Here is a 12,160-nt window from a genome sequence, read left to right on the forward strand (position 1 = left end):
TCTACATGGAATGGAGTATTCATATGGACAATGGAGTATTGACGCATATAGATATATATCCCGATCAGGCCCAGTACAAAACCAGTCAATCCGGCAGCGTGATCATTGAAGTAGAAACCCGGGAGAAAGTAGTTCTGGAGCTGGTTGTCGGCTTCTACAAGCTGGAGCAGCAGGTTGCTGAAGCAACGCTAAGCATCCGTACGGAACCAGGCGTGAGACAAAGAGTATCCGTTCCCTTGTTTACTGAAGCTACAGAGTGGGCAGGTTACGGGGTCAAGGCTACAGTGCTGTGCAATGAAGCTGTAGTGTCAACCGCCTACACCTCCTACGATATTGCCGATCATTGGGGCCGGGCGCCGCGGTATGGATTTTTAAGCGATTTCCGGAGTGAAGAATCCGGAGACACCCGTGACGTCGACAGCATGAACAAATTCCACTTGAATGTCATACAGTTCTATGACTGGATGTACCGGCATGATGAGCTGGTTCCTGCAGAGGATGAATTTACCGATCCGATGGGCCGGACGATGTCCTATAAGGTGGTTCGTGAAAAAGTTGCAGCCGTACACGATAAAGGGATGGCGGCTATGGCCTATGGAGCGGTATATGCAAGTCTTAAGGATTTCTTGCAGGCGCGTCCGGAATGGGGACTGTATAACCGCCAGGGAGATCCGTTTCACTTAATAAATCTGTTCTATATTATGGATATTACCCCGGATTCGCCTTGGACCGATCATATTGTTGAACAGTTCCGTCAGGCCGTACAGGCCGGATTCGACGGAATTCATATGGACCAATACGGCTTTCCCAAGAAAGCAGTGCGCCGTATCGCCGGAAAAGAAGAACTGGTCGATTTGGCGGAATGTTATCCGGCACTGATTAACCGGACCCAGGCGGCCGTGAAGGAAATCAAGGCAGAGGCCGGGGTTATTTTCAATAATGTGGGTAATTATCCTATAAATAAGACGGCCTCGGCGGATCAGGAGGCGCTTTATATTGAAGTGTGGCCGCCGGTAGTCCGGTTGCGGGAGCTTAAAGGACTGATTGATCATGCGCGTTCCCTCGACCCGCACAAGCCGGTGATTCTCTCCGCCTACCTGCCCTCCTTCTACCCGGAAGCCGGACATGACAAGGAATGGGCCGAGAACGGGGCGCTGCTGACGATGGCCTCCATATTCGCCGGCGGGGGATATCACCTCTTGCTGGGTGAGGATCATGGAATGCTGACGATGCCCTACTATCCCGATTATGCAGTGATGCGGCCTGAATTTGCTGTCGAGGTCAGACGCTACTATGATTTCATCGTGCGTTTTGGAGTGCTGATACATGATGCGCAATTAGAGGATGTGTCTTATACCTATACTGCCGGGGTTAACACCGAGATTACCTTCGAAGGCCATGTGCCTTTTGCCCCGAACGGAGATATTGACTCTGTCTGGACGATCATTAAGCGCAAGCCGGGCTATCAGATTCTGCAGCTGATTAACCTTGCCGGGCTTGAGGATGACTATTGGGAGCATGGCAAGAAACAGCGGCCGGAGGTTCAAAATGATGTGGTGTGTACACTGCTGATCGAACAGCCGATTGAATGCATTTACATGGCCAGCCCGGATGATCAGGCCCAGGAAGTGAACTTCCTGGATTACGAGGTGGTTCCTCACGGGCAAGGACTTGCGGCCAGATTCACTTTGCCGTCCTTGCGCATCTGGTCCATGGTTGTAGTCAAATTTAGCTTACAGGAGTGAATGGGTTGAACAATACGAAATGGTGGCAGACCGCTGTAATTTATCAGATATATCCCAGAAGTTATCAAGACAGCGACGGGGATGGAATCGGCGATCTCCGGGGGATTATCAGCAGGCTGGACTATCTGGAGCAGCTTGGCATTACCGCAATCTGGCTTAGTCCCGTATACAAATCACCCAATGACGATAACGGCTATGATATCAGCGATTACCAGGATATTATGAGCGAATTCGGAACCATGGATGACATGGATGAATTAATCGAGCAGGCCAGGCTGCGCAATATCCGGATTATTATGGACCTGGTTGTGAACCATACCTCTGACGAGCACCCTTGGTTCATTGAAGCCCATAAAGGAAAAGATAACCCGTACCGTGACTATTATATCTGGCGTGATCCGGTCAACGGCGGCGTTCCCAACTCCCTGCGTTCCACCTTCAGCGGATCGGCCTGGGAGCTTGACGAAGTCAGCGGCCAATACTTTCTGCACTTGTTCAGCCGCAGGCAGCCGGATCTGAACTGGGAGAACCCCAAGGTCCGTCAAGAGGTATGGGATATGATGAATTTCTGGCTGGATAAGGGCGTCGGCGGATTCCGCATGGACGTCATTGATCTGGTCGGCAAAATTCCCGATCAGGAGATCACAGGAAATGGTCCGAAGCTGCATGAATATCTGCAGGAGATGAACCGGGAGACCTTCGGAGCGCATGATGTCCTGACGGTGGGAGAGACCTGGGGGGCGACTCCGGAAGTAGCCAAGCTCTACTCCAATCCCGACCGCAAGGAGCTGTCGATGGTGTTCCAGTTCGAGCACATTGGTCTGGATCAGCAGGACGGGGGAGAGAAGTGGGACCTGAAGCCCCTGGATGTAAGCGAATTGAAACAGGTGCTGGCGAAATGGCAGACCGAGCTGGGGAACGAGGGCTGGAACAGCCTGTTCTGGAACAATCATGATTTGCCGAGAATTGTATCGCGCTGGGGCAACGATAAACAGTACCGTGTGCAGAGCGCCAAAATGTTCGCCATTCTTCTGCATTTGATGAAGGGCACGCCTTACATTTATCAGGGCGAGGAGCTCGGAATGACCAATTATCCGATTCAGGATATCAGCGAAGCGCAGGATATTGAGGCCATCAATATGTATCATGAACGGATCGGGCAAGGCTATGCCAAGGAAGCTATCATTCAGTCCATTAATGCCAAGGGAAGAGATAACGCCCGGACTCCGATGCAGTGGGATACTACCCGTAACGCAGGATTTACAACCGGAGAGCCATGGCTGCCTGTACATCCGAATTATAAGGAAATTAATATGGAGGCCAATCTGAAGGATCCGGATTCGGTGTTCCATTGCTACCGTAAGCTGATTGAACTGCGGAAGAACAACCCGATTGTGGTATGGGGCGAGTTCGAACTGGTGACTGGCGTGCCGGATCAAGTGTTCATGTACTACCGCCGCTATGAAGGACACACCTGGCTGGTAACGGCCAACTTCAGCGGGGAGCCCATCACGCTGGAATTGCCGGAACTGGGTCAGGCCGGATTCATCATCGGCAACTATTCCAGAGATCATGTGGACTTCAAGCAACTGCAATTACAGCCGTATGAAGCCTTTGTTGTCATACTTGCATAGACACCAAACAAGGATGCCAACCCTGATAAAAAGGGAGGCATCCTTATTGTTATTGCTGACTATATACCGTCAGCTTATTTGCGGTTGCGGAGGCGTTCCAGCTCGGCTTCAACCGCGCTGTTCAGCGGGGATTCAGGAGCTGCTGCGGCTGCAGCCAGCCCGGATTGCTCGGCCAGTGCTTCCTGCATGGCGATCTTGTCTTCCATCCGTTCGAAGCCACGGGCTGCGGCACCAGCGTTCAGTACCTGGCCGCCGTATCCGGCCGGGGAGCATGATGCGCTGGCTTGTGCAGACTGCTTGATCTCAGCAGCTTTGCGGGCACGTTCAGCCAGCTCGGCTCGTTTGGCTTTGAGGCGCGTATGTTCTTCCTTAACACCGGCAAGCTGTACCTCCAGCGAGGCAAGTGCTGCCTGCGTCTCTTGAAGTCCGGCAGTGCATTCCTGTCCGCTCTCTGTGTAGCGGAGCTTAGCCATTACCGCCAGGCGGGCAGCAGGTTCATTGCCCTCGCTCATGAACTGGACTGCTTCCGCTTCACTGCGCTCTGCGAGCACCTTGTATTCGTAGATCCGGCGCTCCAGCACACTGGCTGCTGCCTTGAGTTCACGCTGTTTGCCTTCGGCATTAGCGATCTTGTCCTCCAGATCCCGCAGGTATTGCCCTGTCAGCAGGATCGGATCTTCCAGTTTGTTCAGTCCTTCATGAATAGCGGCCTTAGTTAGTGTAGTGATTCTTTGGAATATGCTCATAATAATGATCTCCTTTATATGTGGGTTGGTTAAGGTATGACGCAAGTATTTAATAGAAGGAATTAGTAGTTGTTGAAGCCATCATCGAAGCCGCCGTAGGATTCCTGGGGAACAATTAGGCTACCGATAATATACAGAAAGACTACAGTGCCGAAGCTGAATATCGTAGCGATAGCAACAATCAATCTTACAAGGGTTGCATCAACTTTGAAATAGCGGGCCAGTCCTCCGCATAAACCGGTGAGCTTCTTGTCTGTTACGGAGCGGGTTAATTTTTTTGTCATAGTGATATCTTCCTCTCTTATATGGTGATCGCCGGTTCGGCGTGTTCACTGCGTTGTCTATGTATGTATTGTACGAATATTTCCGGCTTGGCAAAACGGCCTGCAGACTGTTCTTTGTTCCCGACCTTAGTCGGGGATGCGGACCGCAATAGGGCGGGGAGAGGCTGGGAAATAACGTTAGATGCGCGTAGCCGTGCGGATTTTACACAATGGTGTGCTGCGGTTCATCCGGGGATAACACTGGAGGATTACACTCTAATCTAGAGCATATCCAAACATACGGGAGGACAAGGCCCCATGGGAATTCATAAGTATTTTCGCTCGCTGAATGAGCTGGAACGCATTATCCGTTGTCCGGGCAAATTCAAATTCGAGGAGCATAGCGTAGCGGCCCATTCCTGGAAGGTCGTACAGTATGCCAAAACGCTAGCGGACATTGAAGAGAAGCACGGCGCGGTGATCGACTGGAAGAAGCTGTACGAGATTACGAGCAGCCATGATTATGGAGAGATTTTTATCGGGGATATCAAAACGCCGGTGAAGCACTCCTCGCTCCAGCTAAGGTCGCTCATTCAGCAGGTTGAGGAGGGCATGATCGACAACTTCATCAAGGAGCATATTCCGGACGAGTTCAAAAGCATCTTCTACCATCAGCTGCGCGAAGGCAAGGACGAGTCGATCGAAGGCTTGATTCTGGAGGTTGCTGACAAGATGGATCAGGTGTACGAAGCTTTTGCCGAGCTGCAAAGAGGGAACACAGAGAAGGAATTCGTGGTGATGTACCGCAATGCCCTGATCAAGATCAAGAATATTGACCTTAAGTGTGTGGATTACTTCCTGGCAGAGATTCTGCCGGATATGGTGAATGAGGAGACGCTGTCTCCGATTGATATCAGACAGATTACGGAAGAGGCGCTGGCTCTGTAGATGAGCTGTGGCTCTTTTTTCATACATATATAGTTATACGTCAGGCCTGGAGGTGCTTCCTTGCGGAGGCGGCCCGGGCATACAGCACGGCTGATCCGTTAAAAGCGATATGGAGCGGAATCGTCAGCAGGATGGAACCGGTAACCTGTGCGATCAGCCCAAAGAATATTCCTCCGCTAAAAGCAAAGAGCATGAATCTGACGCTCTCGCGGTTCAGCTTGTAATACTGCAAATGGGAGACGGCGAACAGGAAGGCGGTAAGGAGAATAGCGCCGCTGACATCGATAAGGGAATTGGAATGGAGCTGCCCAAGACCCGGATGCTGCGCAAGAATGGGGAGAACCAGCCCCCGGAAGGCGATCTCTTCAAAGATCGGGAAGCACAGCACAAAGTTGACCGTATTATAAGTTCCCACAGGATTATAGCCGGAGGATCTGGAGATGATCAGGTTCACAAGCAGAATAATAAGGAACAGCGGGAGCACTCTCATTACATCTTGTGGAGCGTTGAAGGTGTAACTGTTGCTCCAGAGAAGACTCCCACCGATCATGGCGGCTCCCCAATAATAAATCGTATACCGTTCTTGCAGTTTAGAGATAACCCCGAGTACCCTCTCGAAGATCCGGTATGAAAAAGAAAGCAGTACAGCAATAACGCATAATTTCAGCAACAGCATGAATGGTTAGCCTCCAGATACAGTTGAAGTGTGAGAAAATGAAGGAGATGAATGTTACGGCGGACAGACCGGCAGAAATGCTATGATAAAAGGAAAAATAAGGATGGTGCATCGCTTTTGCAGTATTTTAATCTTATTCCGTTATCCACTACGCTAGTCTGGTTCAGTGTTCTGCTACTGATCGTATGGATCGTAGACTTCTTACAGGCTGGGTTCCTGGAACAGCTTCAAGCGCGCAGTATCCGGGAGCGGACTAAATCTATCATGGCGGATATTCTGATCTTTGCGGCCTTGAACGGCTTGCTTATGTATGTTCTTCATCCGATGGATAATCTGCTGCTGATTTCGCTGGCTGCTGCGGGACTGCTTGTTACGTATTTTATGACCTCCGATATGCGCAAGCGGCTCTCCCCATGCCGCCCTTGGATCTTGCTGATCCATGTGCTGCTGGGCATAAGCTTCTACCTGCTGTTCGGCATGCTGCTGATGAGCAGGCTGATCGTTACGTATAATCTTAACATGACGAATCAATTCGATATACTCTATTTCGTCTATGGACAGGATCGTGCGGTGGTGTACGCAGTGCTGCTGATTATGCTTGTCCTCTACTTCGTGATCGGCAAGCTGCTGATGCGGCCGCTGTATAGCTGGTTTGCTGTGAATTATTATCAGGAATCCAGAGTGAACATCAAGCTGGTTGGGGGAGAGCAAATTACAGGTATGTATATCCTGCGGGACCGGGATAGAAGATATGTGACAGCAAGCGACAGCCTGAACTCGGGGCCGGATGCCAGGCTCTACAGGATCAGCCGGGAGAAGATAGAGTATATGGAGAGAACCGGCAGTGTAAGCTGATCTGAATAGGTGATGCCAAGATAGCCCCCAGGCCGTATGGACGGTCCGGGGGCTATATGCTGTGATCCTATTTGCTTGCAGCTAATGACGGCTGCTTGGGTGCAGGCTTAACGCAGGAAGCGTATAAGTATATAATACTAGAAATACAAAACCGTGTACTTACGGACAGGAGGAGCAGGATGGAACAGGGGATTCATAAATTCAGCTGGGTGGGCAGTGATGAGATGTATTTGGATCATCCAACTACATATGCGCATGAGAGGATGGTGATCGGCCGTTACGGTGGAAACACTGCGGCCGGTGCCGCCAAAAATGAAGATGGCGCTTACGTATTAAGCGAGCCGGGCGGCGATTGGGAGTGGGTAATGCTCCTGGATGCGCACCATACGGCAGAAAGCGCGGAGCTGCTGATTCGCACAATCGACAATGAAGCTGATGAGATCATCAGGCTGCTGTCGCTGCCGGTTCAGCGGGCGTTCCGGGCGCTGGAGGAATTTCTGTTGTCTATTTTCACATCTGAGACGTTCATCAGCGAGTGCAGACAGGTTACCGGGGAGACGGCATGTCTGATCTGTGTACGCATGGAGAATTATCTCTGGTGGTTCTCGGTAGGGGATAACTCGCTCTATGTACTCCACCCTGAGCTGGCTGCCCGCGGGCAATATCTTCTGAATCAGCGCAATTACTACGAATGGATCGGCTTCGTGAACACCTTCGCCCAGCCCGTTGCCTGTTACTCCTCAGGCATCCGTGAGCTGCGGCAGGGCCGTAACGTGATCGTGTTAACGACGGACGGTCTTCTGGAGGTAGGAGCAAGGGTAATGGAGGACCCGCGCAGGCTTTATCTTGCTTTTACAGGGGAAGAGGATCTGGAGGGAAGTGTGCACAAGGTATTAGAGGATGTACATGAGCAGTTAGGCCAGGACAGTGCTACGGTTGTTGCCTGGAGTTATGATAATAGTAGAGAAGCGGCGATGCCGAGTGATTAGAGCCGTTATGCGGGTTATGTACCCGGCAACATGTTTATCTCCGGGACCATGCCCCCGAAACACTGGAGCGGATGGGTACGCGGGTGAATCAGTTGGGGATTGTTTTGAGAGTATGGAGTTTAAATATATAAGGATGTGATTATATTGTCAGGCAAGAAACGAAAGCGAAAGAAGGTAGCAGATACAATGGAGCTCGAAGTATTAGAGCAGGATGAGAATTTTTATTTTATTGCCGGATACACAGAGGGTGGGTTCCCCTTTGGAATCACTTGGGAAGAATATGAGGCTGAGAAAAAGGGCACTGGGACTGAAGAGAGTCTTCCCCTTAATGAGAACGCTTTAGACAGAGATGAGTTTTAGAGCTATCCAGGAATGAAGAAGGTGATGAAGATAAATTTTACTTTAGAAGATATCAGGGACTTCTGCGGGGACACCTTTTATGAGCGTGGACAATCCTATTATAATTCCGGGCGGGTAAGCGAGCTGATCTTTGATGCAGAAATCAACCGCTATAGAGCATGGGTAAAGGGAAGCAAAGCTTACCACGTTGAGATTTTTAATATCAATTTTACAGGAAATGATACCGAGGCCTACTGTACTTGTCCTGCTTATGAGAGCTATGGATGCTGTAAGCATGTGGCGGCAACACTTATTGCTATATTTAAGCAGAAGAGAAGCAAGTCGGTTAGTAAAAAATCGAAGAACGACAAACACAAATATAACCAGATGGATCATTTGATTTCCTCAATAACCGGGATGGAACAAAGCAGGCGGAACAGGACTTAATCTGACCGGCGCGGACACCGTTATTTTATATGACCTGTGGTGGAATCCGGCAGTAGAAGAGCAGGCTATCGGAAGAGCGCACCGGATGGGGCAACGGAATGTGGTGCAGGTGATCCGGCTGATCACAGAAGGTTCTATCGAGGAGAAGATTCTGGAGCTCCAGCAGCGCAAAAAGGATCTCATCGAAGAGGTCATCGAGGCTGGCGAGAACAAGACCATCGGATTGCCGGAGGAGGATATCCGCGAGTTGCTCTGGGTGTAGGAAGCCCGTACCTATTTTCCCCGTACATGCACTTCTAGGCACCTACCCACATACAATAAAAGGACCATGAACCCGTAGTTCTCCTTGCTGACCGGTTTCATTGTACATGTGCGGGAGGTGTCGCCAAGTTGCCTGGAATCATAAGCACGATTGCGCTGCTGATCAAAGAACTGACGCTGCTGGTATCTTACGTAAGGAACAACGCTTTTCCCCAGCCTCTATCGGAGCAGGATGAGAGCAAATACTTAGGCATGATGGCCGAGGGAGATGCCAAGGCACGGAACCTGCTGATTGAGCATAACCTGCGGCTGGTTGCCCATATAGTGAAGAAATTCGACAACACCGGCGAAGACATGGAGGACCTGATCTCCATCGGCACGATTGGGCTGATCAAGGCCATCGAGAGCTATCGCCCGAACAAGGGCACGAAGCTGGCTACTTTTGCGGCTCGTTGTATAGAGAATGAGATCCTGATGCACCTCCGGTCGCTGAAAAAGACCCGCAAGGACGTATCCCTCCACGATCCAATCGGAACGGATAAGGAAGGCAACGAGATCACCCTGATCGATATCCTAGGCTCGGAAGCGGATGATGTGATTAAAGAGGTCGATCTGAAGATTGAGAAGAGCAAGATCTATCGTAATCTGGATATCTTGGATGACCGGGAGAAGGAAGTGGTTGTTGGTCGGTTTGGATTAGATACAGGCGGGGAAGAACGGACGCAGCGGGAGATTGCGAAGGAGCTGGGGATCTCGCGGAGTTATGTGTCGCGGATTGAGAAGAGGGCGCTGATGAAGCTGTATCATGAGTTTTATAAGGTGAAAAGGTGATGTCTAGATAATAACTACAAATGTAGTATTTCTGAGAATTGCATAGAAAAAAGCAACTTATCTGAGAGATGAGTTGCTTTTTTCTATGCTTAAAATTAATGAGCTTTTAGATTTCAAAAAATACTATATAGGGACTAATAAAATGACTGAAAATAAAGTTGTATTTAAAAAGCAGAGTGTGAGCCTAGAATATGTTGAAAAGCTAGTTTGTGGGGGTAATGTGTTTAGAAAATATAATGATTGTAGTTAAGTTATTTTTTGTTATAGCCGATTGTTAAACTTTAGAGAAATATCCTTATTAGGAAGTTGATGAAAAGAAGGATATTGTAGGAATTTGTAGAAAATTATTATAGGGACATATAGGGGGGGGCCAAAGGCGTATATAGAACTCTAAGATGTACCTATGCAAACCGACAATTTACAACCTAGTACCTAGTAAAATCAGTACACTTAAGAGTAGGAGGATTATAATGATATTAAACAAAATAACCATTGAGAATTATAGGGAATTTTTAAACTCTTCTTTATCATTAATGGATGACATTACACTTTTAGCAGGGGCAAATAATAGCGGGAAGACATCGTTTATAGATCTCCTTGGGTGTATTTTTAATGTTGGGAAAACTTCTTTTTGTGTTTCCGATATTCCCGTGAAATTGTCAAAAAATGGTTGGATACAGTCTACCCTGTATTTATTAAGCATTTTAATAATGATTTGGACAAAGACAAAACAGTTACAACGTTAGTTAATGAGATTTACCCGCTTGAATCATTCGAAGAAACTTCTAGAATTATTATTCCTTCAACTGTAATTAAATTCAAAATTGATTATGATTTAAACGATGATATAAGAAACTATGCTGATTATATCATGGATTTTGACACAGATAAACGCTCTATTTATCTTGAATATTCATTTGAAGTTAATCAGACATCTCTCGTTCAGGCTTTAGAACGTGATTACGACAAACTTAAAAGTAGATTTGAAAAAATTGATGATAGAGATGCTGAGACTCCTAAAGTTAAAGTGTTTAAAGAAAAAAATTAATTACATATGTGTCTAGTATTATTGAAAAATGTTATTTTACAGATAGCCAATTTCAAATCCGGAATGAGATGGAACTTTCAGAGTTTAGAAAACTATTTAATTTTCAAAATATTATTGCTGGAAGGCCGCTTGATGACCAGAATAATGGAAAATTAAGAAGTATAAGTAGAAATGTGCTTGACGTAGCATGTCACGATGACAAGTGGACTTCTTTACTAAGTATTACCCGACAAAATCCTTCAACCTATAGAGGAGCTAGAAATAACGGATATTGTTCGTAAAGCCTCTATTGATGGATTAAGTGAAGCAATGCGTTCAGTAGCTCAAGCAAACGGTGGTAATACAGGAGGTCTAGTCCTTGACCTTGATATTTCTGAAGATGCTATCAATACTCTTTTAAATCAGGTAACAAAAGCAAAATACCAAATTGAAGACCATTTTTTAAGTGAAGCATCACAAGGTTTAGGTTATAGCAATATGATTTTTATTCTTCTTCAATTAGAAGCATATAAACGCAATATAGATCCTCTTCTAGTAAATATTTTTATTATAGAAGAACCAGAATCACATATGCATCCTCAGATGCAAAATGTATTTGGTAAGTACCTTCGTACATACTACAAACAAAAAAAAATTCAAGGTCTTGTGACAACCCATTCTAGTGAGATGGTTCGATCAACAGATATGAGAAATCTTAGAGTTGCACGTCCGATTAATTTGTTTGAAAGTAAAATATTTGATTTTTCTTCATTTAAAGAAAGTATCAGTGATGATCCCATTCTTGAAAATTTTTACGATTGGTTTTATGAAATAGGATTCTCGGATATCGTCTTCGCTGATAGAGTTATTATTTACGAAGGTGATACTGAAAGGATGCTAATACGAAAACTTGCAACTTTAGAAGATTTTCAAATTTTAAATCAGCAATATATAGCATTTGTACAGGTTGGTGGTGCATACGCATATAATTACAGAAAACTAATAGAGTTTATAAATATTAAAACGCTAATTCTAACAGATCTTGATTATACAAAGTCTGCTAATACCGAAAATCTTATCAAGAATTCTATGACGACAAATGCGACCATTAATAATTTCTACAAAATAGAATTCCCAGAAGCCTCTCCAACAGTATCTGATTTATATCAATGGAAAGAAAGTAAAAGAAATATCTTATTTGGCGGACTTGCTTGCTTAATATTCCAAGGCGAAACAGATAATTTTGCTCGTACATTAGAAGAAGCAATGCTTGCTAAGCATTATAAAATAACTACACTAGTACAGCATCAGATTTAAATTAGTTAATTAATGGTAGATATGATATAGTCGAGAAAAAAGAGGTATCGACTATGAGAAAACGTGAATATACCGTTCACTT

At 46.7% G+C, this 12,160-nt stretch carries 14 protein-coding genes and 1 pseudogene; 12 read left to right on the forward strand and 3 right to left on the reverse strand.

The annotated features are described in order from the left end of the window. Positions 1–23 precede the first annotated feature (23 nt). Together ACFSX3_RS31310 and ACFSX3_RS31315 are read left to right on the forward strand one after the other, a co-directional pair. Positions 24–1,745 (forward strand): glycoside hydrolase family 66 protein, encoded by a 1,722-nt coding sequence (locus ACFSX3_RS31310; RefSeq protein WP_379313734.1) that lies wholly within the window; start codon positions 24–26, stop codon positions 1,743–1,745. Between the two features lie 5 nt (positions 1,746–1,750). Continuing rightward, the gene (locus ACFSX3_RS31315; RefSeq protein ID WP_209994644.1) at positions 1,751–3,379 is read left to right on the forward strand and encodes a glycoside hydrolase family 13 protein; all 1,629 of its coding nucleotides are present in this window, start codon (positions 1,751–1,753) and stop codon (positions 3,377–3,379) included. 74 nt (positions 3,380–3,453) lie between these two features. On the opposite strand, the gene ACFSX3_RS31320 is transcribed toward ACFSX3_RS31315, so the two are convergent. Then, positions 3,454–4,125, reverse strand: coding sequence for a PspA/IM30 family protein (locus ACFSX3_RS31320; RefSeq protein ID WP_209994643.1), 672 nt, complete (start codon positions 4,123–4,125; stop codon positions 3,454–3,456). A 62-nt stretch (positions 4,126–4,187) separates the two neighbouring features. Continuing rightward, the gene (locus ACFSX3_RS31325; protein ID WP_209994642.1) at positions 4,188–4,409 is read right to left on the reverse strand and encodes a PspC domain-containing protein; all 222 of its coding nucleotides are present in this window, start codon (positions 4,407–4,409) and stop codon (positions 4,188–4,190) included. Positions 4,410–4,706: 297 nt separating this feature from the next. Between ACFSX3_RS31325 and ACFSX3_RS31330 the strand changes: the two genes are divergently transcribed. After that, positions 4,707–5,336, forward strand: a complete 630-nt coding sequence (locus tag ACFSX3_RS31330; RefSeq protein WP_209994641.1) for a YfbR-like 5'-deoxynucleotidase — start codon at positions 4,707–4,709, stop codon at positions 5,334–5,336. A 40-nt stretch (positions 5,337–5,376) separates the two neighbouring features. Here ACFSX3_RS31330 and ACFSX3_RS31335 read toward each other — a convergent pair whose 3' ends face one another. Then, positions 5,377–6,012: a CPBP family intramembrane glutamic endopeptidase gene (locus ACFSX3_RS31335; RefSeq protein WP_209994640.1), complete on the reverse strand. Its 636-nt coding sequence runs from the start codon at positions 6,010–6,012 to the stop codon at positions 5,377–5,379. A gap of 117 nt (positions 6,013–6,129) precedes the next feature. Here ACFSX3_RS31335 and ACFSX3_RS31340 point away from each other — a divergent pair, with 117 nt between their 5' ends. The 9 genes and pseudogenes from ACFSX3_RS31340 to ACFSX3_RS31380 all read left to right on the forward strand — a co-directional run bounded on the left by ACFSX3_RS31340 (position 6,130) and on the right by ACFSX3_RS31380 (position 12,078). Beyond that, the gene (locus ACFSX3_RS31340; protein ID WP_209994639.1) at positions 6,130–6,867 is read left to right on the forward strand and encodes a hypothetical protein; all 738 of its coding nucleotides are present in this window, start codon (positions 6,130–6,132) and stop codon (positions 6,865–6,867) included. Positions 6,868–7,046: 179 nt separating this feature from the next. Continuing rightward, positions 7,047–7,856, forward strand: coding sequence for a protein phosphatase 2C domain-containing protein (locus ACFSX3_RS31345; RefSeq protein ID WP_209994638.1), 810 nt, complete (start codon positions 7,047–7,049; stop codon positions 7,854–7,856). Between the two features lie 144 nt (positions 7,857–8,000). Further along, positions 8,001–8,216: a hypothetical protein gene (locus ACFSX3_RS31350; RefSeq protein ID WP_209994666.1), complete on the forward strand. Its 216-nt coding sequence runs from the start codon at positions 8,001–8,003 to the stop codon at positions 8,214–8,216. Positions 8,217–8,240: 24 nt separating this feature from the next. Continuing rightward, on the forward strand, positions 8,241–8,642 hold the full coding sequence (locus tag ACFSX3_RS31355; RefSeq protein WP_379313738.1) for an SWIM zinc finger family protein: 402 nt from the start codon (positions 8,241–8,243) through the stop codon (positions 8,640–8,642). Further along, positions 8,620–8,904, forward strand: a pseudogene (locus ACFSX3_RS31360) (helicase-related protein); the annotation flags it as partial. The gene ACFSX3_RS31355 and the pseudogene ACFSX3_RS31360, both read left to right, overlap by 23 nt. 128 nt (positions 8,905–9,032) lie before the next feature. Further along, positions 9,033–9,734 carry an RNA polymerase sporulation sigma factor SigK gene (gene sigK, locus ACFSX3_RS31365; protein ID WP_036691086.1) on the forward strand — a complete coding sequence of 234 codons (702 nt, stop codon included), beginning with the start codon at positions 9,033–9,035 and terminating at the stop codon, positions 9,732–9,734. Positions 9,735–10,204: 470 nt separating this feature from the next. Continuing rightward, on the forward strand, positions 10,205–10,480 hold the full coding sequence (locus tag ACFSX3_RS31370) for an AAA family ATPase (RefSeq protein ID WP_379257447.1): 276 nt from the start codon (positions 10,205–10,207) through the stop codon (positions 10,478–10,480). Continuing rightward, positions 10,450–10,782: a hypothetical protein gene (locus ACFSX3_RS31375; protein ID WP_379257445.1), complete on the forward strand. Its 333-nt coding sequence runs from the start codon at positions 10,450–10,452 to the stop codon at positions 10,780–10,782. Before ACFSX3_RS31370 ends, ACFSX3_RS31375 begins: the two co-directional genes overlap by 31 nt. A 309-nt stretch (positions 10,783–11,091) precedes the next feature. Continuing rightward, positions 11,092–12,078, forward strand: a complete 987-nt coding sequence (locus ACFSX3_RS31380; protein ID WP_379257443.1) for an ATP-dependent nuclease — start codon at positions 11,092–11,094, stop codon at positions 12,076–12,078. The last annotated feature ends 82 nt before the right edge of the window (positions 12,079–12,160 follow it).

The sequence above is a fragment of the Paenibacillus rhizoplanae genome, from assembly GCF_042684125.1.
Lineage (GTDB): Bacteria > Bacillota > Bacilli > Paenibacillales > Paenibacillaceae > Paenibacillus_AQ > Paenibacillus_AQ rhizoplanae.